Here is a 20,926-nt window from a genome sequence, read left to right on the forward strand (position 1 = left end):
GATACGCGCTCGAGCGAGCCGCGACGAGCCGTCGGTCGGTCGCGACCTCTCTCGCCGTCTCGGGGCGGTTCGCCTGCCCCAAATCATAAGTTACTGGACAGAATAGTGGCGACGACCATGATGGGTGTCCAGTTAACACTTGACAAGATACTCGAGCGGGCGGTCGACCTGTTTCCCGATCGGGAGCTGGTGACGAAACTGCCCGACGGGAGCGTGCATCGCTACACGTACGCCGACGCCTACGACCGGATCAATCAACTCGCGCACGCGCTCGACGACCTCGGCCTCGATCGGGGCGACCGGGTCGGCGTCGTCGCGACGAACCACTACCGCCACTACGAGCTCTACTTCGGGCCGGCGTGTTCGGCGCGGTCGATCCACATGTGCAACATGCGACTGCCCGACCACCACTTCGTCCACACGATCGACGACGCCGAGGACCGCGTGATCTTCGTCGATCCCGGGCTCATCGAGAAAGTCGAAGCCAACGCCGACGACCTCGATACGGTCGAGCAGTACGTCGTCCTGGACGACGAAGTGCCCGAGACCGACCTCGAGCCGGTGACCGACTACGAGTCGCTGCTTTCGGGCCAGCCGACCGACTACGAGTGGCCGGACATCGACGAGGACGCCGAGTACGGCATGTGTCACACGTCGGGGACGACGGGGCTGCCGAAAGGCGTCGCCTACTCCCACCGGGCGATGTACCTCCACAGCATCATGGGCGGCCACGTCGACGCCAACGGGATCGGCGAGCGCGACACGATTCTCCCCGTCGTGCCGATGTTCCACGCCAACGGCTGGGGGCTCCCCTACGGCGCGACGCTCGTGGGTGCAAAGCAGGTCTTCCCCTCGGTCCACACCGACCCCGAGACGATCGCCCGGCTGATCGACGAGGAGGGCGTGACCTTCTCCGCGGCCGTGCCGACGATCTGGCTCGAGATGGCGGAGTTCTTGGACGAGAACCCCGAGGTCGACATCTCGAACATCGACCGGCTGACGGTCGGCGGGTCGGCGCCGCCGGAGTCGCTCATCCGGAAGTACGACGAGGAGTACGACGCGCCGATCCTCCAGGGCTGGGGAATGACCGAGACCTCGCCGCTTGGCACGCTCAGCACGCTCCGAAAGGAGACGGCGGAACTGCCCAGCGACGAGCAATACGAGTACCGCGCGAAGGCCGGCATCCCCGTTCCGGGGATGCAGACCCGGGTGATCGACGACGACGGCGAGGAGGTCCCCGCCGACGGGGAGACGATGGGCGAACTGCAGGTCCGCAGCCCGTGGGTGACCGACGGCTACCATAATCGGCCCGAGGAGAACGAGCAGGCGTTTACCGACGACGGCTACCTGCGGACCGGCGACATCGCCACCCGCGACGAGATGGGGTACATCGACGTCGTCGACCGCGACAAGGACGTCATCAAGTCCGGCGGCGAGTGGATCTCCTCGGTCCAGCTCGAGAACGAACTGATCGGCCACGAGGCCGTCAGCGAGGCCACCGTCATCGCCGTCGACCACGAGCGCTGGCAGGAACGACCCATGGCGGTCGTGGTGCCGCGGGACGGCGCGACCGTCGAGGCGGACGACCTCGAGACCCACCTCGCCGAGACGTTCCCCTCGTGGTGGCTGCCCGACGGCTACGAGATCGTCGACGAGATTCCGAAGACCTCGACGGGCAAGTTCGACAAGAAGACGCTCCGGGACCAGTTCGACGTGGTCCTCGAGGCGGAAGACGACGAGCAGGCACCACAGCAGTAGGCGATCCCATCGATATTTCACATGGTAGCAAACACCATAGGCGGCGTGAGTTTCGACACCGACGACGAGACCGGACTGATCCTCGAGAGCATCGACGAGTTCGTCGCACGGGAGGTCGAGCCGATCGTCGAGGAGCTGGGCGACACCTACACGAACCCCCGAAAGGGCCACCACGAGAACGGCCGGTGGACCGACGAGCTGCTCGAGGCCCGCGAGGAGATCCGGCGGAAGTCTGCCGAGGCGGGCTTCTACGCGATGAACCTGCCCGAAGACGCGGGCGGCGACGGCATCTCGCCAGTCACTTGGTATCGGGCGAAGAAACGCCTCGCCAGCCACGGCGGCGGCCTCGAGCGCTACGTCCTGGCCGGGCCCGAGGGGCCGAAACCCCTGCTGTTGCAGGCCGAGGGCGACCAGCGCGAGAAGTACCTCAAGCCCGTGGTCCGCGGCGAGAAGTCGACGGCGTTCGGCCAGACCGAGCCCGGCGTGGGGTCGGATTCGCCGAACATGGAGACCACCGCGGAGAAAGACGGCGACGAGTGGCTCATCAACGGACGCAAGCAGTGGATCACCAACGCGCCCTACGCCGACTTCGTCCAGCTGTTCGCCCGGACGACGCCCCAGGAGGACGTCGGCCGCTACGGCGGCATCACCTGTTTCATCGTCGAGCGCGACGAGTACGAGATCGGCTCGTACAACAACGCCGTCGGCGCGGAGGGGTCACAGGCCGAGATCGTACTGGACGGCGTGCGAGTCCCCGAGGACCGCGTCCTCGGCGAGGTCGACGAGGCCTTCTACGCCGCGATGGAGTTTCTCTCGCTCGGGCGGCTCGAGCTTGGTGCCGAGGCCGTCGGGTACAGCGAGTACCTGCTCTCCGAGGCCGGCGAGTACGTCACCGAGCGGGAGGCCTTCGGCGAGCCGATCGGGAACTTCCAGCAGGTCTCGGCCAAGCTCGCCAAGGGACGGGCAAAGACCTACGCGGCCGACGCGGCGGGACTGAAACTCGCCTGGAAGATGGCCGAAGACGAGCGGACGATCATGGACTCGTCGGTGCTGAAGTGGTTCGCGACGAACGTCCTCTGGGAGGTCGCCGACGCGGCGGTACAGGTCCACGGCGCGAACGGGCTCGCCGAGGAGAACCCGTACATGGATCTGGTCCATCAGGCGCGGGTCCTGCGGATCGTCGAAGGGACCGACGAGATCCAGCTGAACACGATCGCGAAGACGATGGGCATCACGGAGTGAGACCGGCCGTCCGAGTCGCCGCCGCGCTATCCCACCACTGCCGTCGTCGGCGATCGCCGACGGCTCTCCGCCCCTCGCGACCGACGTGACTCGTCTCGAGTCCGGAACCGTGGTTCGCCGAGACGAACGCTTTTCATCCGGTACGCTGATATCACAGATCATGGTAACTCCACCCACAGACAGGACTGCCACCGGGCTCGCGCGGGCGATCCGCGACGGCGAGTACTCGCCGACCGAGGTCGTCGACGACGTCCTCGAGCGGATCCGCGAACGGAACGAGCGGACGAACGCCTTCGTCACGGTGACCGACAAGTTGGCCCGCGAGATGGCCGAAGACGCGGAGCGAGCGATCGACGAGGGCGAACCGCTCGGGCCGTTACACGGCGTCCCCGTCGCGATCAAGGACTTAGACGACGTCGAAGGAGTCCGAACGACCTCCGGCTCCCTGCTCTTCGAGGACCGGGTCGCCGAGTCGGACTCGCCGTTCGTCGCTCGGCTCAAGACGGCGGGCGCGATCGTCGTCGGAAAGACCAACGCGCCCGAGTTCGGGCTCGGCGTCACGACCGATAACCGCGTCGCCGGGCCGACTGGAACGCCGTTCGATCCCGACCGCGTCTCGGGGGGCTCCTCCGGCGGGGCCGGCGCGGCGCTGGCCGACCGGCTCGTCCCGCTCGCGCCGGGCTCCGACGCCGGCGGCTCGGTTCGCGTTCCGGCGAGTTTCTGCGGCGTGTACGGATTGAAGCCCACGCAGGGCGTGATCCCGAACGTCAGCCGGCCGAACGCGTTCGCCAGTCACACCCCGTTCTCCACGAACGGGCCGCTGGCCCGGACGGTCGAGGACGCGGCGCTCTCGCTGGACGTGATGGCGGGGGTCCACCCGCGGGATCCGTTCTCGGTCCCGAAGCAGGAGTCCTACCGCGACGCCGTCGACCGGCCGATCGACGAGCTGGAGATCGCCTTCAGCCCCGGGATGGGGATCTATCCGGTCGACCCCGCCGTCCGCGAGGTCCTCGAGGACGCGGTCTCGGCGTTCGAGCGCGCCGGCGCGACGGTCGATCGGGTCGATCCGGACCTGGGACACGACAACGAGGCGATCCTCGAGGCCTACTACACCATGGCGACGGTGCGATGGCGATCGCTGCTCGAGAACCTCAGAGCGGAGGGGTTCGACCCGTTCGGCGAGGACCGGGACCGCCTGCGGCCGTACCTCGTCGATCTCGTCTTGGACGTCGACGAGCCGTCGACGCGGGAATACAAACGCGCTGACGTGGTCCGGACGCGCGTCCTCGACGGGCTGGCCGACCTGTTCGCGGAGTACGACCTCCTCGCGACGGCCACCTGCGCAACGACGCCGTTTCCCCACGGCGACGAGCCGGCGGCGATCGACGGCACCGAGATCGAGCCGTACCGGGGCTGGGTCCTCACCCAACCGTTCAACCTCACCGGCCAGCCGGCGGCCTCGGTCCCGGCCGGCTTCGCCGACGGGCTCCCCGTCGGGATGCAGCTCGCGGGACGGCGACACGCCGACGACGACGTTATCGCGGCCAGCGCCGCCGTCGAACGACAGCGACCGTGGCACGACGCGTACCCCGCGTGAGACCGGCAGCGTCGCCGCCGCATGCTCGACCCGCGATTAGAAACTGAACAGGTCGATCCCGCCGGTCACGCCGATCACCTGTCCGGTCACGTAACTCGCCTGCTCCGAGCAGAGGTAGGTGACCATGTTGGCCACGTCCTCCTCGGTCCCGAGGTGGCGCATCGGCGTCGCGTCGGCGATGCGGGCGTAGTACTCGTCGACGTTCTCCCGGAGTTCCTCGGGGCTCATATCGGCCCAGTCGCCGACGACGATGTTGGGCGCGATGACGTTGGAGGTGACCCCCGACTGGGCCCCCTCGAGGGCCATCGTCCGGCCGACGCCGATCATGGCGGCTTTGGTCGCGGAGTAGGAAAACTGGCCGAAACCGCCGTACCAGCCGGCCATCGAGGACATGTTGACGATCCGTCCCCAGCCGCGCTCGCACATCCGCGGGAACAGCTCCTTGCTGATGTTGTAGGTGCCGGTGAGGTTGATCTCCACGTCGCGGTCCCAGACGCCGTCGTCGTAGTCGCCGACGCGCGAGCGGGCGTCGACCATCGCGGCGTTGTTCACGAGGACGTCCACGCCGCCGAAGGCGTCGCGCACCTCGGCCATCGAGTCGGCGACGTCCTCGCGGTCGGTGAGATCGCACTCGAGTGCCATCGCCTCGCCGCCTCCGGCGGTCTCGTTGATCTCGTCGGCGACCGCCGTCGCGCCCTCGCCATCGACGTCGAGGACGACGACGTCCGCGCCCTCGTCGGCGAGCAGTCGACAGTCTGCGCTTCCGATGCGTCCGGCCCCGCCGGTGACGACGGCGGTCCGGTCCTGTAGTCCGAAATCCATCGCCCGAGCGAATACTACACGATCTGATTTAATCGTTGTGGAGAGGTACCACTCGACACGTCGATCCGCGAACCTGAGCGCCACGAAAAGAGTCCAGCACCGTCGATCACGAATTTATGCACAACTTCTATGATGGATCGCAGAATACTCAAGTCCACGTCATGAACTCCGCAGTCATCGTCGATGCCGTCCGGACGCCGTTCGGGAAACGCGACGGGTCGTTCAGCGACACGCACCCGCAGGACCTGGCCGCGGAACCGCTCACTGCCCTGCGCGAGCGCAACGGATTCGAGCCGGAGACGATCGAGGACGTCATCTACGGCTGTGTCACACCCGTCGACGAACAGGGGCTGAACGTCGGCCGACTCGCGCCGATGGTCGCCGGCTGGGGCGACGTCGTCCCCGGCGTCCAGTTGAACCGGATGTGCGGGTCGGGCCAGCAGGCCGCGAACTTCGCCGCGGCGAACGTCATGGCCGGCCAGCACGACGTCCTCATCGCGGGCGGGGTCGAACACATGACCCGCGTGCCGATGGGGTCGGACGGCGACGCGCCGACCGACACGTATTTCGAGTACTTCGACGAGTTGACCACGCAGGGCGAGGGAGCCGAGCGCATCGCCGAGAACTACGGCCTCACGCGCTCGGAACTCGACGAGATCGCCGCCGACTCCCAACGGCGCTGGAAGCGGGCCTGGGACGAGGGCCGCTACGACGACCAGATCGCGGCCGTCGAGACCGAACTCGACGGCGAGGAGATCGTCGTCGAACGGGACGAACACCCGCGGCCGGGCACGGACGAGGAAACGCTCGCCGAACTCCCGCTGTCGTTCCGGGAGGAGGGCGAGGGCTTTCACCACCCCGGTAACTCCTCGGGGATCGTCGACGGCTCCTGTGCGCTGTTGATCGCGAGCGAAGCAGCCGCCGAAGAACACGGCTGGGAGCCGATGGCCCGCATCGTCCAGACCGAGGTCGTCGGCGTCGACCCCGTCACGATGCTTCGCGGCCCCATCCCGGCGACGGAGAACGTCCTCGAGAAAGCCGACATGTCGGTCGGCGACATCGACCTCTTCGAGGTCAACGAGGCCTTCGCCTCGGTCGTCGCCGCCTGGCTCGAGGAGACCGGCGCGTCCTGGGAGGACGTCAACGTCAACGGCGGGGCGATCGCCCACGGTCACCCGCTGGGCGCGACCGGCGCGATGTTGCTGACCAAACTGGCCCACGAACTCGAGCGCACCGGTCAGGAGACCGCGCTCTCGACGATGTGTATCGGCTTCGGCCAGGGCGTCGCGACGATCCTCGAACGGGTCTGAGTGGGCGACTCCCGGCGGGAGCCGGACCGAAGCGGGCGTCATTCGGAACGCGTAGTCGATTCTCCGCACTTTAGTTGCCAGTGTATGCGTTTCATTACCTATAGCTTTACAATGCTGTATGTGGTTATGGGTGATATGGAGTACCACGACTCCGAGAAAGCGAAGGAGGTTGCGGGCCGCGTAGAGGACTTCATGGACGAAGTCGTCATTCCGCGCGAGCGAGAGGCGCTCGCGACGGGTGAGACGATCTCCATGGACGAGATCCACGAGATGTGGGAGATGGCCAAGGAGCGCGACCTGTTCGCGCCGCAGGTCCCCGAGGAGTACGGTGGACAGGGACTCGACTTCAGCGACATGCTACCGTCGTTCGAACAGGTCGGGCGCTCGCTGATCGGCGCGATCGCGATCCGGGCCAACGCACCCCAGGAGGGGAACATGCACACCCTCGAGATGGTCGGCACGGAAGAACAGAAAGAGGAGTACCTGCGCCCGCTCGTGCAGGGCGAGATCTCCACCGCCTTCGCGATGACCGAGCCCAAGGTCGGTGCCGGCTCCGACCCGAAGATGCTCCAGAGTACCGCCGTCAAGGACGGCGACGAGTGGGTTATCAACGGCCACAAATGGTGGACCTCCGACGGGCTGGGTGCGGACTACTATCTGGCGATGGTCCGGACCGATCTGGACGCCCATCCCTACGAGGGTGCCTCGATCATCCTCGTACCGCGCGACGCCGACGGCGTCGAGGTCGTCCGCAACGTCGATCACCTCGGCGGCCACGGAATCACGGAGCGCAAGGGCGGTCACGCGGAGATGAAGTTCGACAACGTTCGCGTCCCCGTCGAGAACACCCTCGGCGAGGAAGGCGACGGGTTCCGCATCGCCCAGATGCGACTCGGCGGCGGCCGGCTCACCCACTGCATGCGCTACTCCGGAATGGCCCAGCGGTCGCTCGAGATCGCGAAGGCCTACCTCCAAGAGCGGGACGCGTTCGGCACGAAACTCGAGGACAAGCAGGCGCTGCGCCACCGCATCGCCGACGCCGAAACCCGCCTGCACGCAGCGCGAACGATGGTTCGCCACGCCGCGCGCGAACTCGACCGCAGCGACGCGCGCATCGAGGTCGCGATGTCGAAGATGTTCACCGCGAACGTCACCAACGATACGATCGACCTCGCGCTGCAGTGCTGTGGCGGCAACGGGATCGGGAAGGACATCCCGATCGCACACTTCTACGAGAACGTCCGCGCGTTCCGTATCGTCGACGGGGCCGACGAGGTCCACCGCCGTTCGATCGCCCGCTGGGCGTTCGAGGACGTAGACGAGACCGAGATCGAGAACACCCTCCAGTTCGACGAGAACCTGCGACACGACGAACTCAAAGAGTAACGCTCGCGTCGAGCGCGCCGGTCTCACCGCCGGTTCCCATGACACGTTGACGGCGGCAACTCGAGGGGTGTCGCCGTCGGCGGTTTCGTCCCGTCGTCTCGATATCGAGAGCGCCAACGCCGAGTCGTCGGCCGGCCCGTATTTGCGCGCGGCTCCGACGTCGAAACCGTGTCACCTACACCCATAGATATTTACTCCTCGGTGGGAATAACGACACTATATGAGTGGAGATACCACATCACGCAAATCCGATAGCGCGGGGCTCGAGAACATCCGCAAGGCGTCGGACGCGGTCGAGAAGTCCACGGCAGGAATCGCCGTCGAGAAGACGCTCGAGCGGTGGCGGACGCTCGGTGCCGTCCTCGTGCTGGCGGTCACCAGCGTCCTGCTGTACCAGATCGACGGCTACCTCTCGATCGATTCGCAGGTGTTCGGCGGAATCACGCTCGCTCTTTTCGCCTACTTCCTCGTGACGTTGCGGACGGATATCCGGATGGAGTAACGCGGTCGGACGACGGCAGCTATTTCCCGTCCGCTACTGAATGACTCCCGCATGAACGCCGAGGCGGTCGCACCGTGATCGATTGGACGCTGGACGGGTTCCTCCCGACCCGGCGACAACCGGCTCCGAGAGTCGACACCGCGGACGACCGGGACGTGTTGCTCGCCCGCGCCGGAGCGGCGGCGATCGACCTGTTCGTCTGTTACGTCCTCCTCGAGTTCCCGCTGATCTACGCCGCGAGCGTGGTCTTCAGTGAGTCCTACGAGGCGCTCGGAGGATACGTCGTCTTCCTCTCGCTGGTCGCACTCTTGCCGCTCTACGTCACCTACTCGTTCGTCTGTGAGTGGCGCTACGGGCGGACGCCCGGGAAGGTAAACCGCGGCCTACTTGTCGTCATGGCGGACGGCCGCGAGTGTACGCTCCGGGCCAGCGCCGTCCGGAACCTCGGTCTGTACGTCGATCTACTCGGCGTCCCGCCGCTGGTACTCGGGCTCGTCTCGGCGCTGGTGACCGACGGCCGACGCGTCGGCGATCTCGCCGCCGGCACGATCGTCGTTCGCTCGACGGCACCGGCGAACCTCGAGACGGCGGTGGCTGCCGACGCGGACACGAGCGCGGCCGCTCGAGCGAACTGCGACGAAAAGAACTAACCGGTATCAGGCGATCCGGACGCCGGAATCGTCGTCGAACAGCTGAATGTACTCGTCGTCGAAGACGAGGCTGTACTCCTTCCCGTTGCCGTCGAAGTCCGGATCGGTAACGACGACGATCTCGCCGAACTCCGTGTCGAAGAAGCTGTGGGTCGCATCGCCCAGCGGTTCGTCTAACAGGTGCGACGCCGGGATACCGACATCGGGGTCGTCGCTGACCTGGATGTACTGTGGCCGGAGGCCGACGCGGACGTCCTCGCCGGCCCAGCCCTCGAGGCCGTCGCGGGCGAGGTCGTACTCGTAGCCGCCGACGTCGAGTTCGACGGTGCCGTTGACCGCGCCGACGTTGCCCTCGAAGAACTGCGTCGACGGCTGGCCGATGAACTGGCTGACGAACTGCGAGGCCGGTTCGTCGTAGACCTCCTTCGGCGGGGCGACCTGTGCCAGTTCGCCGTCGTTGATCACGGCGACGCGGTCGGACATGGTCATCGCCTCCTCCTGGTCGTGGGTCACGTACAGCGTCGGGCAGCCGATCTCGTCGGTCACCTTCTCGATGACCGGCCGGAGTTCGGCCTTGAGCTTGGCGTCTAGGTCCGACATGGGCTCGTCGAACAGGAAGATCTCCGGGTCCCGCACGAGCGATCGGCCGAGCGCGACCCGCTGTTGCTGGCCGCCCGAGAGGTCCGCGGGCATCTTCTGTAGCTGGTCCGTGATCTGGAGCAACTCGGCGGCCTCCTCGACGCGGGCCATCCGTTCCTCGCGGGAGAAGCCGGCGATCTTGAGCCCGTAGGCCATGTTCTCCTGGACGCTCATGTGCGGGTAGAGCGCGATGTCCTGGAAGAGCAACGCGATGTTGCGTTCCTGGACGGGCTTTTGGGTCACGTCGCGGTCGCCGAACGTGATCGTCCCGCTGGTCGGCTTGTTCAGTCCCGCGACACAGCGAAGGGTCGTGGTCTTGCCACAGCCCGAGGGACCGACCAGCGTCACGAACTCGCCGTCCTCGATGGTGAGGTCGACGTCGTCGACGGCGACGATTCTGTTGCCCGATTCCTCGTACACTTTCGTCAGGTTCCGGATCTCGATATCTGGCATATGTTGGTATGTCTCGTGGTGTTGGTTGTAAAGGTGATGCACTCTCAGAGGGCTCTGACCTGGAACCCCTTCAGCAGGTAGCTCTGCATGAAGTAGGCAAACAGCAGCGGCGGCAGCGTCATGGCCAGTGAAATCGCCATCAGGTAGGCCTGGGGCAGGAACTGCGCCTGTCCCATCGCCCGGAGGATACCGGGCGCGAACGTCGTGGTGTCGGTCTGGGGCAGGAGGATCTGCGCGAACGTGAAGTCGTTCCACGCGAGCGCGAAGGCAAACAGCGCCGCGGCGATGATCGCCGGCCGGCACTGGGGAACGACGACGTCGCGGAAGCCCCGCCACCGGGACGCGCCGTCGACCCAGGCGGCCTCCTCGTGGGCCTCCGGGATCGTCATGATGTACTTCCACATCAGCCAGACCGCGAACGGCATCGAGATCGCAGACAGGGCGATGATGAGCCCGAAGCGAGTCCCGAGCAGGCCGATGTTCTGCCAGATCTGATAGAGCGGGATCCCGATGACGATCGGGCTGAAGAGGTAGCCGATCAGGAGGACTCGAGCGAAGTTCTCCTTCTGGGGGAAATCCAGTCGTGCGAGGCCGTAACCGGCGAGCAGCGAGACGAGGACGACCGTCACGATGGTCCCGATAGCCACCACGACCGTGTTGAACATGTAGGTGTACATCTCCGGCTCGGTCAGGACGTTGAAGTTGTCCAGCGTGAAGATGTCCGGCGCGGGGAAGACGGTGACCGCGTCCTCGACCGTCTCGTACTCGGTAAAGGCCAACTGGGTCATCCAGTAGATCGGCCACGCACCGACGAGAACGATGATCCCGGTGCTGACGAGTTTCAGTGCTTCGATGACGCGCGTCTCGCCGTCGTATGAGAGGCCGAAGACGCCTCCCGGTGGTTCGCTTTGACTCATGTCGTCGTCTCCACCTCCTCGCTGGGGTTGAAGAGTTGGAAGTAGATGATCGCCGACGCCAGCAGGAACAGGAACATAACTACGGCGATCGCGTTAGCGAGGCCGTAGGCCTGGTCCGTGTAGACGGTCTTGTAGGCCAGCACGGGCAGCGTCGTCGTGGCGTTTCCGGGGCCGCCCTCGGTGAGCTGCCAGATGATGTCGAACTTGTTGAACATGAAGACCGACCGGAGCAAGACGACGACTGTCACGATCCCCATGAGACGCGGCAGCGTGATGTCGCGGAACATCTGCCACCGGTTCGCGCCACAGACCTTGGCCGCCTCGTAGAACCGATCGGGAATCGCGCGCAACTGCGCGAGCGTGAAGATGGTGACGAAGACGGCGAACTTCCAGGTCCCGATGAGGATCAGCAGCCGCATCGCCCAGTCGCGGGAACCCAGCGGGGCCTCCCGTCCGCCCCACAGTCCGAGCCAGTCGGAGCCGATCATCTGGAAGACGCCACCGGCCGGATCGAACACCCGCAGCGCCACCAGCGAGACGATGATCGTCGGGATCAGGTAGGCCGTAAAGACCACCGCGGTGAGCAGCTTCTGCCCGCGGGTGATGCGGTTCAGCACCAGCGCCATCCAGAGCCCGACGCCGAGTTGGAGGAGGGTACTGCCGACCATGTAGACGATCCCCCGCCACAGCGAGCCCCAGAACGTTGAGATGTTCAGGACCTCCCGATAGTTCGCGAGGCCGGCCCACTGCCACTCCGGATTGAGCGTGTGGATCTCGTGTAACGATGCCCAGAACGCGAACGCGACTGGAAGCACCGCGATGAGCAAGTACAGGACGACGACCGGAAGTACGGTCCCGATTCCCGCGACCGTCTCCCGCTTTACCGGCAGGTCGTCCCACGGAATGTACGCCCTGCCAGGCCGTATCGATTCTCCGGTTTCACTGGCCATATCTAGATTTCCTCTGCGTGCATGTATGTTAATCCCACGGTTGGTTATGAACGATTCGCTCCGACGCTCACACGGACGAAAGCGGATCGGCCGGTCGGCATCGATTATCCGAACGTGTCCTGTGCCTCTGCGAAGGCCTCTTCGAGTTGCCCGTAGCCCCAGTCGTAGGCCTCCTGTGGAGTCATCGAGTCGGTGACCACTCGGTTGATCATCTCGCCGTAGAACCACTGTCGCTGCATGTACAGTGACACCGGCGAGGAGGTGTTGGCCTCGTCGACGCTGTCGTAGTGGTTGCCCCAGATCTCGTCCTGAACGTACTGGAGTTTCTCGAGCAGGTGCGGATGTGCCTGGAAGATGTCCTGGTTCTGGAACGCGTCCGAGCCGAGGACGTCGGAGTAGGTCGGGAGGAACCGACCGGGGTCCGTCTCGTAGAAGCTCACGGTACGCTCCATGCTATCGGCGTAGAGCCACTCGAACCACTCCTTGGTGTCGCCCGGCCGCTCGGAGTTCGCGAAGACGTGGTAGCCGTCGGGGGCCGGCGAGGACAGCCAGTTCTCGCTCGGATCGACACCGTCCTGCATCGGGTACGCGATGATCTCGGTGTTTTCGGCGACCGAACGCAGCGCGTCGCTGTCCTCTGCTTCGGCGGTCTGTGCGGTGACGCCGACCGGCCACGCGTTGAGGTGGTAACACTGGCCGTAGTTCCCCTGCACCCAACTGCTGAGCGAGCTGGCCCACCCGATGTTCGTCGGATCGGGCGAGTACTGTGAGAGTTCGTCCACGTACTCCAGTACCTCGATCACCGTCTCCTCGGGCCACCAGATCTCGAGTTCGTCGCGGGCGTCCGGGTCCTGCCAACGGAGCCCGATGCCGGAGATGCCCGCGCTCGCGAGCAGGACGAGCATTTCGTCCTGACTCTTGCCGGTCGGCGCCCCTGCCAGCCCGTACCCGCGCATGTCCTCCCACTGGCCGCCGGCGTCGTTGATCGCCTCGGCGTTCTCGAGGACGTCGCTGAACGTCTCCGGCTCGTCCAGTCCGAGGTCGTCGTAGACGTCGGCCCGGTACTGGAAGTTCGAGACGTACAGTCCGTGCGGGATCTGGTAGAAGTTGTCGTCCTCACCGAGGAACGCGTTGGTGTTTACCTCGCCGTTTACCTCCTCGATCGACGAGACGACGTCGTTGACGGTCTCGAGCTGGTCCGTCTCCCAGATGTCGGCCACCTGGTCGAACGTGGAGGTGTTCGCCTCCGGCGGATTGCCCGCCTGAATCAGCTGCGAGAGCCGCGACTCCTGACTCCCGGACATCCCCGCTTCCTCGATAGACATGGGGATGTCGGTCTCGTCCTCGAACTGGGGCTCGAGGTCGTCCCAGACCGATTGCCACGCGTCGTTGTAGTAGTCCGTGAGGAACTGGACGTCGTCGTCACCGCCGCCGCCACCGAGACAACCGGCCATTGCCCCAGCGATCCCTACACCTGCACCCGTAAGCACCCGTCGCCTGTTGATGGAATCCCGTGTCATTGGTTCACAATCACTCTTGTCCACTGCTAACATCCTGCTACTCCCATATAAACGTTCATGTTTTTTCCACCAGTTTATGCAGGGTATTCACCCGAAGCGCCTCCGTTAGCCGTCTCCCCAGACGACTATCATAAAATTTCGTATAAGTGTGGGACGCGAACGCGGACGGGTCACGGGACGGCTGCCGGTGTTCGATCGGGGAACACCCCGATCCCGCCCGGTCATTGCGGGCCGACGGTTTCGGACACCCAGCCGGTCGCCCCGTCCGGCTTCGGGCCGTCCTCCTCGGGGATCTGGAGGGCCCCGTTCCCGTCGCGGGCCCGGACGATCACCTCGTGGCGCCCGCCGGCCCCGTACTCGTGTCGCCACTGTCGCCAGACGTCGTCGCCGGGCAGGGGCTCCGAGAGTTCGGCCTCGGTCCAGGTGTCGCCGCCGTCGGTCGACACCTCGACGGTCTCGATCCCCCTGGTGCCGGCGTAGGCGTGCCCGGCGACCTCGTACCGGCCGCTTCCCAGATAGTTGGTCTGCCAGAGCTTGGCGACCGTCTCGACCGGCCCGGTGCCGTGCCAGCCGCGGTGTTCCCAGTAGCCCATGGTGTCCTCGTCCCGGACCTCGATCTCCGTCAACCACTTCACGTTGATCTCGCCCCAGTGGCCCGGCACGAGCGCGCGCAACGGGGCCCCGTGTGCTCGCGGCAGCGGCCGGCCGTTCATCCGATAGGCCAACAGCCCCGGCCACAGCGCGTCGATCGGAAACTCGTTGTAGTAGTCGTCGGCACCGTGCAGGATCACCCGGTCGCCCTCGGGACCCGCCGCCTCGAGCAGGTCGGCGACGGGCACGCCGCTCCAGAGGGCGGTGTCCATCTGGCGGCCGTTGAGCCGGTCGCCGACGCACCGCAGCGTGACGAAGCGGTCTTCCAGCGTCATCGACTCGAGGTCCCCAAAGTCGTACTCTCGCTCCTCGGCGACCGCCCCCGTGATCGAGAGCGACCACTCCCCGGGGTCGACGTCGGGATCGACGTTACCGATGTCGACCTGATAGAAGTCCGTACTGACGAGCGGCTCGAGACCCTGCACCTCGAACGATCGCTCTTTCGCGCGCGTGAGCGCGTCTCTGACCTCGGGTCGGGCGTCCTCGGGGATCTCGAGCGGTGAGGGGAACGACTCCTCGCCGGAGCCGCGGACGAACACGGCGAGCGCGCTCACGCCGATCGCCGCCCCGAGCGAGCCGAGGACGCGTCGTCGCTCGAGCGAGCCGAGGGGACGATCCGCGCCGACGGCGAGGGCGGCCGCCACGGCAGTTACGAGCAGGACGATCCCAACCCCGGCTGCGGCACCGAGCGCCGACGGCCGGGACCGCGTCAGTCCGAACGCGAGCGCGGCCGGCAGGACCTGTCCGAGGAGGACGCCGACGACGGCCATGCCGAGCCCGCGGTCCAGCGCGCCGAGTTCCGGCCGGTTCCCCAGCAGAACCGCCACACCGGGCAGGGTGGCCAGCCCGAGGGTCGCACACGCCACTCCGATGGCCGTCAGAAACGCCAGGTGATGCCCGAGGGTCCCGAGCTGGGTGATCGCGAAGGTGACGAGCGCGTCGGGGCTGAGCGCGACGACGAGCCGGTCGAACGGCGTCACGACGAACGCCGGTCGCCGACCGACGGCCAGATACGATCCACCGACGGCGGCCAGTCCCGCAGCGAGCGCCACCGCGACCGCGGGCAGCCACGGCCGCACCCGGACGACCGCCCTCCGTACGCGTGACCTCACCATGGTAATATCTAGCAATACTCCTGCCCGAACATGAAAGCTTCGCGCACGTGTGTAGGGACGGACGGTTACGGGTCCGAGCCCCCGGCGGCCTCAATCCGCTTTCACGCCCGCCCGCGAGACCTCGGGGTTGCGCAGCAGCGGCAGCGAGACGATCGTCAGGCAACTGAAGACGAGCGCCGCACAGAGGACGTAGGTCAACTGGTAGCCGAACCAGAGATCCACCGCGGGGATGGCGACGAGGGGACCGAGACTGAGCCCGACGTCGCCCATCACCTGATAGACGCCGCCCATCCGCCCGAGTTCGTCGCCGGGCGTGAGATCGCCCATGATCGCGAGCAGTGCGGGCGCAGCCGACCCCATCCCCGCACCGACGAGGACGATCGCCCCGAGCAGCGCCTCGATGGTCGGTACGTAGGCGATCACCAGAAAGCCCGCGCCCATCGCGAGAAAGGCCGGGACCGTCAGCAGCGTCCGATCGCTGACCATATCCGAGATCCAGCCGGTCACGATCGTCATGGACCCCGAGGTGATCACGCCCAGTCCCATCACGATCCCGCTGATGCCGGCCGCGCCCAGCGCCGACAGCTCGAGGCCGTAGTCGCTGGCGTAGCGGGCCAGCGTCGAGAGGATGATCCCGCCCCAGAGAAAACGGACGGCGAAGTTGCCGTAGCCGATCAGGACGACGGTCGGGTTGCCCGCGAGCAGGGCGGGGACCTCCCGGAGCTTGGCGGCTCTGCCCCCGTCGGCACCGCCGTGGACGTCGGGCAGGACGAGCGTCGCGACGATGCCGGCGACCAGCGCGAGGACGCCCGCCGCGAGAAAGGCGGTCTGCATGCTGGCCAGATCGGTCAACACGCCGCCGACGACGAGGCCGGTGGGGAAGCCAAGCGACTGGCCGCCGCGCATGTAGCCGACCCAGCGGCCGCGGTTGTCGGCCGTCGTGACGTAGGTGATCGTCGCGAACGCGCCGATGAAGACGAAGGCGCTGCCGACCCCCCAGAACAGCCGCGCCAGCACGAAGACCAGCCCCGGCAGCGACACGTCTCCCAGCAGCGGCACCGTCCCGAGGTGGGTCGGCGGCGTCTTGAGCCCGACGATGTAGCCAAAGGGCGCGAGCGCCTGCGTGAACAGGCCGAAGATCATCGGCGTCCGCGCGCCGTACTGGTCGATGATCGTCCCGGCGGGCGTGTTCATGAACAGCCGCCCGATCCGGTTGGCCGAGAGGATCACGCTCAGCATGACCGCCGAGATGACGAGCTTCTCGTCGAGCAACGGCAGCGTCGGGAACGCGACTCCGGTCGCGACGCCGCCGAAGAAGACGCCCGCGATGACCGCGAGCGCGATCGTCCGGATCTCCCCCGTCGAGTAGGTGGCCTCCTCAGACATGCTGGCAGTGGTCGACGACTCGAGCGCCCGTGTGTAAGACACTCACGGTTCGAGCCCGCGTTCGTCGGCGATCTCGTCGCGCAACTTCGTCTTGCGGATCTTTCCGCTGCCGGTCTTGGGGAGTTCAGAACGGATCTCGACGATACGGGGATGTTTGTAGGGCGCGAGTTCGTCGAGGACGTACGCCTCGACGTCGTCGGCGGTGATCTCCGCGCCCTCCGCGGGCGTGATCGCGGCGGCGACGGTCTCGCCGCGGCGCTCGTCGGGAACGCCGAAGACCGCGGCCTCGTGGATCTCGGGGTGGTCGTACAGCAGGTCCTCGATCTCGCGGGGGTAGACGTTGTACCCCCCGGTCAGGATCATCTCCTTCTCGCGGCCCTTGATGTAGTAGTAGTTGTCCTCGTCGCGGGTCCCGATGTCGCCGGTCCGGAAGAAGCCGTCCTCGGTGAAGACCTCCTCGTTGGCCTCGGGATTCTTGTAGTAGCCTTTCATCACCTGCGAGCCGGCGATGAGTATCTCGCCTTCCTCGCCGGGATCGACCTCCTCACCGTCCTCGTCGACGACCTTCGACCGGGTGTGACCCACCGGCTGGCCGACGCTGCCGGGCCGATTGCCGAGCGACGACCACCGGATCGTGTGGCTCGTCGCGGTCGTCTCGGTCAGCCCGTATCCCTCGGTAAGCGGTACGTCGAGGGCCTCTTCGAACCCCTCGCGGGTCGGCCGCGGGAGCTTGTCCCCGCCCTGTCCGGCCCGGACCAGCGTCGACAGGTCGTACTCGTCGGGGTCGTAGGCCTCGAGCAGGTCGACGAACATCGCGGCGACGCCGACGAACGAGGGAATGTCGTGTTCGTCCAGTTTCCGGAGGACGAGTTCGGGGTCCCACTGGTCGGGTCGAAGCAAGTGGAGCGTCCGACCGGCACACAGCGAGGCCATCATCCCGATCATCCCCGTGATGTGATACATCGGCAGGACGATGATTCCGTCGCCTTTGATCGGGCTGGCGCTGTAACTCGAGACGGCCTGGGCGATCTGGACCCGGAAGTTGCGGTGGGTCAACAGGACGCCCTTCGGCTTCCCCGTCGTTCCCGAGGTGTAGGGCTGGAGGAGGACGTCCTCGTCTTCCCGGTCGACGAGCGCCGCCTCGGCGTCGGTACCCAGCTCCGGCAGCGAGGGGTGATCGCTGCCGGCCGTCGCGCTGACGATCTCGGTCTCGAGGTCGGCGACGGCCTCGCGGACGTACTCGTCGGCCGACCCCTCCACGAGTACCGCCTCGGCGTCGGCGTGGTCGAGCTGGTACTCGATCTCGCGGCGGCGGTACTCGGGGTTCAGCGGGCTGGCGATGATCCCGGCGTGACAGCAGGCCCAGACGGCGGTACAGAAGTCGATGCCGTTTGGCATGTAGACGCCGACCCGGTCGCCGGCCGCGAGGCCGAGTTCCCGGAGGCCGTCGGCGAACCGCGCGACGCGGTCGCCGAAGTCGCGGTAGGTGATGGTCTCGCCGGCGTGTTCGATCGCGATCGTGTCGGGATGCTCCGCGACCGCTCGCTCGAGGAGGTTCGCGACGTTGCCGTCGTAGGGCGACTCCATGAGCGTCTCCGCGGAGACGATATCGAGCTCCATATTGGCCCTGATTTGTCGTTCGGCCTGAAAAGTATACGGGTACTGGTAACACGGTTCGTGTTTCGGGCCCGTTCCACGCGGCCGGGGCCGTCTGCGAGGCCACCGCGGGTTCGAGGGGGACTCGGGGAGACTCTTCGTTACTCGCCGAGGCGGGGAATGCCCTTGATCTCGATCGTCTCGCCGACCATGTACGACGAGGCGGGGCTGGCGAGGAACTGCGCGAGGTCGGCGACTTCTTCGGGTTTGCCGATGGTTCGATCCGGCGTGGTGCGGGCGATCTCCGCGGCGTCGTCCTCGACGCCCATCTGGGTACGGACGCCCTCGGTGGCGACCAGTCCGGGCGCGATGCAGTTGACCCAGATCCCGTCCTCGGCCCAGTCGGCAGCCGCGGAGGTGGTGAAGTTGACGACGCCGGCCTTGGCCGCGCCGTAGTGGCTCATCGTCTTCGAGCCGCGGGTGCCCGCGACGCTGGCGAAGTTGACGATCCGGCCGCCGCCGTTGTCGCGCATGTACTCGACGGCCAGTTGCGAGCAGTGGAAGGTCCCGTGCAGGTTGATGTCGACGATGGTCTTCCAGCCGTTCTCGCTGATCTCCGAGGGCGGAGCCTGAAAGCTCGCCCCCGCGTTGTTGATCAGGATGTCGAGCCCGCCGAACTCGGCGACCGTCTCGTCGATCAGGTCCTGCACCGCGTCGCGGTCCGTTACGTCGCACTCGATCGCGATCGCCTCGCCCGGCCGGTCGCTCTCGTTGATCGCGTCCGCGACCGGCTGGACGTTCTCCATCTCCCGCGAGGTGACGACCACGTTCGCGCCGTCGTCGGCGAACCGCTCGACGATCATTTTCCCGATCCCGCTCGAGGAGCCGGTGACGATCGCGGTCTGCCCGTCGACGCTGAACTGCTCGACCGTCATCGGTCGCCCTCCGCGAGACGCGTTCGTTCTCCCGACCGTTCTCCATACGCGAGTGTGATAGTCACTGCCATGAGCGTGTCCGTGTTCATCGACCGCCGGTATAAGCTATTCGACCGGCCGGCAGGCGGTGGGGCACGCTGTCGCCCGACCGAGCGTTGCGAACGGCAACGCCGCGAGTCGGGGAGCGAGGACCGCAATCGGCTGGGGAGGGCGTGGCGCGCCGTGTCGCCGCGACGGCGGAATCTCGGTCGTCACTTCGGTATCGACGGCGGCCCCGACACCGACAGCTCGACCGCAGTGCGGGCGCTCGAGCGATCGTCGTGAAGGCGTCCGAGAAGGGTACTGTTATGTCAGATGTCCCCAAACCATGGCGGCAATGAAGCGCGGACACAGCACCGAGGTACGACGCGACGCGACGATCGACCGGCCCGCGACCGCCCCAGAAGCCACGGAGGGACACCATGCCGAATAGACCGATCGAGGAACTCGAGGCGATGGTCGGCGACACCACGGTCACGGCCGAGGAGTTCCGGGTCGAGCCGGGCAAAGTCGAGGAGTTCGCGCGGGCGATCACCGCCGAGGATCCCGTCTTCCGCGACGAGTCGGTCGCCACCGAGCGGGGCCACGATCGCGTTCCCGCGCCGCTGACCTACTCGCAGGTCGCCCGATTCCCGCAGTACACCCCCGCCGACGTCGACGGCAAGGGCTTCGAGCTCGCCTTCCAGCCGGAGTACGTCATCCACGGCGAACAGGCCCACGAGTACGAACGGCCCGTCTACGTCGGCGACGTCCTCGAGGGGACGACCACCCTCGCGGACGTCTTCCAGCGCGAAGGGGGACGGGCGGGGACGATGACCTTCGCCGTCCTCGAGACCGAGTACCGGGATCGGGACGGGGAACTCGTCCTGACCGACCGCTCGACGGCGATCGAAACCGAGGGCGCGATCGACGACGGCGACGAGAGCGCGGCCGAGGACGACGCCGACGGAGCCGCGAGCGACGGCGAGCCGGCCGAGCCCGACGGCGGTACCGCCGAAGCGGATCCCGCGACGCCCTCGCCGACCGTCGACGAGTTCGAGCGGGTCCGGACGGTCGGCGGCATAGAGCCCGGCGACGCCGGTCCGACGGTCGTCGTCGCGGACCTCGAGCGAAAGCACTTCGTCAAGTACGCCGGAGCCAGCGGCGACTTCAACCCGATCCACTACGACGAGCCCTACGCGACGGGGGCGGGCAACGAGAGCGTCTTCGGCCAGGGGATGTTCACCGCCGGCGTCACCTCGCGGGTCGTCGCCAACTGGTTCGACCTGCGGGACGTGAGGAGCTTCGGCGTCCGGTTCCAGTCCCGGGTCTTCCCCGGCGACACCGTCGTCGCGAGCGGCGAGGTCGCCGAGATCAACGAGGGAACGGTAGAAGCGGAACTCGAGGCCCGGACGACCGACGGCGAGACGCTGCTGACCGGGACGGCGACGGCCGCCCTCGAGTAAAAAAGACGCGTAC

17 protein-coding genes are annotated in these 20,926 nt (G+C 66.7%); 8 read left to right on the forward strand and 9 right to left on the reverse strand.

All coding sequences use genetic code 11. From position 1 onward, the window contains the following. Window positions 1-120: 120 nt before the first annotated feature. The 3 genes from A6E15_RS14870 (at window position 121) to A6E15_RS14880 (ending at window position 4,597) form a co-directional block, all read left to right on the forward strand. A complete protein-coding gene (locus A6E15_RS14870; RefSeq protein WP_084177375.1) occupies window positions 121-1,758 on the forward strand; it encodes a long-chain fatty acid--CoA ligase in 1,638 nt (545 codons plus the stop codon). 21 nt (window positions 1,759-1,779) lie between these two features. Then, window positions 1,780-3,000: an acyl-CoA dehydrogenase family protein gene (locus tag A6E15_RS14875; RefSeq protein ID WP_076147328.1), complete on the forward strand. Its 1,221-nt coding sequence runs from the start codon at window positions 1,780-1,782 to the stop codon at window positions 2,998-3,000. 160 nt (window positions 3,001-3,160) lie between these two features. Then, window positions 3,161-4,597 carry an amidase gene (locus A6E15_RS14880; RefSeq protein WP_076147330.1) on the forward strand — a complete coding sequence of 479 codons (1,437 nt, stop codon included), beginning with the start codon at window positions 3,161-3,163 and terminating at the stop codon, window positions 4,595-4,597. Window positions 4,598-4,633: 36 nt separating this feature from the next. Here the strand turns inward: A6E15_RS14880 and A6E15_RS14885 are convergent, their stop codons facing one another. Then, on the reverse strand, window positions 4,634-5,419 hold the full coding sequence (locus tag A6E15_RS14885; RefSeq protein ID WP_076147332.1) for an SDR family NAD(P)-dependent oxidoreductase: 786 nt from the start codon (window positions 5,417-5,419) through the stop codon (window positions 4,634-4,636). A 161-nt stretch (window positions 5,420-5,580) separates the two neighbouring features. Here A6E15_RS14885 and A6E15_RS14890 point away from each other — a divergent pair, with 161 nt between their 5' ends. The 4 genes from A6E15_RS14890 (at window position 5,581) to A6E15_RS14905 (ending at window position 9,267) form a co-directional block, all read left to right on the forward strand. Then, window positions 5,581-6,729: a thiolase family protein gene (locus A6E15_RS14890; protein WP_076147334.1), complete on the forward strand. Its 1,149-nt coding sequence runs from the start codon at window positions 5,581-5,583 to the stop codon at window positions 6,727-6,729. A 135-nt stretch (window positions 6,730-6,864) separates the two neighbouring features. Next, window positions 6,865-8,115, forward strand: a complete 1,251-nt coding sequence (locus A6E15_RS14895; protein WP_076147336.1) for an acyl-CoA dehydrogenase family protein — start codon at window positions 6,865-6,867, stop codon at window positions 8,113-8,115. 220 nt (window positions 8,116-8,335) lie between these two features. Then, the gene (locus tag A6E15_RS14900) at window positions 8,336-8,617 is read left to right on the forward strand and encodes a hypothetical protein (protein ID WP_076147338.1); all 282 of its coding nucleotides are present in this window, start codon (window positions 8,336-8,338) and stop codon (window positions 8,615-8,617) included. A 74-nt stretch (window positions 8,618-8,691) separates the two neighbouring features. Further along, window positions 8,692-9,267, forward strand: a complete 576-nt coding sequence (locus A6E15_RS14905; RefSeq protein ID WP_076147340.1) for an RDD family protein — start codon at window positions 8,692-8,694, stop codon at window positions 9,265-9,267. Window positions 9,268-9,273: 6 nt separating this feature from the next. On the opposite strand, the gene A6E15_RS14910 is transcribed toward A6E15_RS14905, so the two are convergent. From A6E15_RS14910 to A6E15_RS14945, 8 genes are all read right to left on the reverse strand, one after another. Further along, window positions 9,274-10,359, reverse strand: coding sequence for an ABC transporter ATP-binding protein (locus A6E15_RS14910; RefSeq protein ID WP_076147342.1), 1,086 nt, complete (start codon window positions 10,357-10,359; stop codon window positions 9,274-9,276). Window positions 10,360-10,403: 44 nt separating this feature from the next. Beyond that, window positions 10,404-11,276 (reverse strand): carbohydrate ABC transporter permease, encoded by an 873-nt coding sequence (locus A6E15_RS14915; protein ID WP_076147344.1) that lies wholly within the window; start codon window positions 11,274-11,276, stop codon window positions 10,404-10,406. After that, complete coding sequence (locus tag A6E15_RS14920; RefSeq protein WP_076147346.1) at window positions 11,273-12,226, reverse strand: carbohydrate ABC transporter permease; 954 nt, start codon at window positions 12,224-12,226, stop codon at window positions 11,273-11,275. The genes A6E15_RS14915 and A6E15_RS14920 overlap by 4 nt, the downstream gene beginning before the upstream one ends. Window positions 12,227-12,330: 104 nt before the next feature. Then, window positions 12,331-13,746 carry an ABC transporter substrate-binding protein gene (locus tag A6E15_RS14925; protein ID WP_245800584.1) on the reverse strand — a complete coding sequence of 472 codons (1,416 nt, stop codon included), beginning with the start codon at window positions 13,744-13,746 and terminating at the stop codon, window positions 12,331-12,333. 221 nt (window positions 13,747-13,967) lie between these two features. Continuing rightward, entirely contained in the window at window positions 13,968-15,512 is a 1,545-nt protein-coding gene (locus tag A6E15_RS14930) for a molybdopterin-dependent oxidoreductase (protein WP_076147350.1), read from the reverse strand. Between the two features lie 90 nt (window positions 15,513-15,602). Then, window positions 15,603-16,898, reverse strand: a complete 1,296-nt coding sequence (locus A6E15_RS14935) for an MFS transporter (RefSeq protein WP_076147352.1) — start codon at window positions 16,896-16,898, stop codon at window positions 15,603-15,605. Between the two features lie 42 nt (window positions 16,899-16,940). Continuing rightward, window positions 16,941-18,518: a class I adenylate-forming enzyme family protein gene (locus tag A6E15_RS14940; RefSeq protein ID WP_076147354.1), complete on the reverse strand. Its 1,578-nt coding sequence runs from the start codon at window positions 18,516-18,518 to the stop codon at window positions 16,941-16,943. A gap of 137 nt (window positions 18,519-18,655) precedes the next feature. Further along, complete coding sequence (locus tag A6E15_RS14945; protein WP_076147356.1) at window positions 18,656-19,429, reverse strand: SDR family NAD(P)-dependent oxidoreductase; 774 nt, start codon at window positions 19,427-19,429, stop codon at window positions 18,656-18,658. 461 nt (window positions 19,430-19,890) lie between these two features. On the opposite strand from A6E15_RS14945, the gene A6E15_RS14950 reads away from it, so the two are divergent. Continuing rightward, entirely contained in the window at window positions 19,891-20,913 is a 1,023-nt protein-coding gene (locus tag A6E15_RS14950) for an FAS1-like dehydratase domain-containing protein (protein WP_076147358.1), read from the forward strand. Window positions 20,914-20,926: the final 13 nt, after the last annotated feature.

Origin of the sequence: Natrinema saccharevitans (genome assembly GCF_001953745.1) — an archaeon.
In the GTDB taxonomy this organism is placed as follows: Archaea; Halobacteriota; Halobacteria; order Halobacteriales; family Natrialbaceae; genus Natrinema; species Natrinema saccharevitans.

What these genes read in the sequence shown, in the direction of transcription:
- A6E15_RS14870 (WP_084177375.1), top strand. Translation starts at nt 121, where the DNA reads ATGGGTGTCCAGTTAACACTTGACAAGATACTCGAGCGGGCGGTCGAC.
- A6E15_RS14875 (WP_076147328.1), top strand. Translation starts at nt 1,780, where the DNA reads ATGGTAGCAAACACCATAGGCGGCGTGAGTTTCGACACCGACGACGAG.
- A6E15_RS14880 (WP_076147330.1), top strand. Translation starts at nt 3,161, where the DNA reads ATGGTAACTCCACCCACAGACAGGACTGCCACCGGGCTCGCGCGGGCG.
- A6E15_RS14885 (WP_076147332.1), bottom strand. Translation starts at nt 5,419, where the DNA reads ATGGATTTCGGACTACAGGACCGGACCGCCGTCGTCACCGGCGGGGCC.
- A6E15_RS14890 (WP_076147334.1), top strand. Translation starts at nt 5,581, where the DNA reads ATGAACTCCGCAGTCATCGTCGATGCCGTCCGGACGCCGTTCGGGAAA.
- A6E15_RS14895 (WP_076147336.1), top strand. Translation starts at nt 6,865, where the DNA reads ATGGAGTACCACGACTCCGAGAAAGCGAAGGAGGTTGCGGGCCGCGTA.
- A6E15_RS14900 (WP_076147338.1), top strand. Translation starts at nt 8,336, where the DNA reads ATGAGTGGAGATACCACATCACGCAAATCCGATAGCGCGGGGCTCGAG.
- A6E15_RS14910 (WP_076147342.1), bottom strand. Translation starts at nt 10,359, where the DNA reads ATGCCAGATATCGAGATCCGGAACCTGACGAAAGTGTACGAGGAATCG.
- A6E15_RS14915 (WP_076147344.1), bottom strand. Translation starts at nt 11,276, where the DNA reads ATGAGTCAAAGCGAACCACCGGGAGGCGTCTTCGGCCTCTCATACGAC.
- A6E15_RS14920 (WP_076147346.1), bottom strand. Translation starts at nt 12,226, where the DNA reads ATGGCCAGTGAAACCGGAGAATCGATACGGCCTGGCAGGGCGTACATT.
- A6E15_RS14925 (WP_245800584.1), bottom strand. Translation starts at nt 13,746, where the DNA reads ATGACACGGGATTCCATCAACAGGCGACGGGTGCTTACGGGTGCAGGT.
- A6E15_RS14930 (WP_076147350.1), bottom strand. Translation starts at nt 15,512, where the DNA reads ATGGTGAGGTCACGCGTACGGAGGGCGGTCGTCCGGGTGCGGCCGTGG.
- A6E15_RS14935 (WP_076147352.1), bottom strand. Translation starts at nt 16,898, where the DNA reads ATGTCTGAGGAGGCCACCTACTCGACGGGGGAGATCCGGACGATCGCG.
- A6E15_RS14940 (WP_076147354.1), bottom strand. Translation starts at nt 18,518, where the DNA reads ATGGAGCTCGATATCGTCTCCGCGGAGACGCTCATGGAGTCGCCCTAC.
- A6E15_RS14945 (WP_076147356.1), bottom strand. Translation starts at nt 19,429, where the DNA reads ATGACGGTCGAGCAGTTCAGCGTCGACGGGCAGACCGCGATCGTCACC.
- A6E15_RS14950 (WP_076147358.1), top strand. Translation starts at nt 19,891, where the DNA reads ATGCCGAATAGACCGATCGAGGAACTCGAGGCGATGGTCGGCGACACC.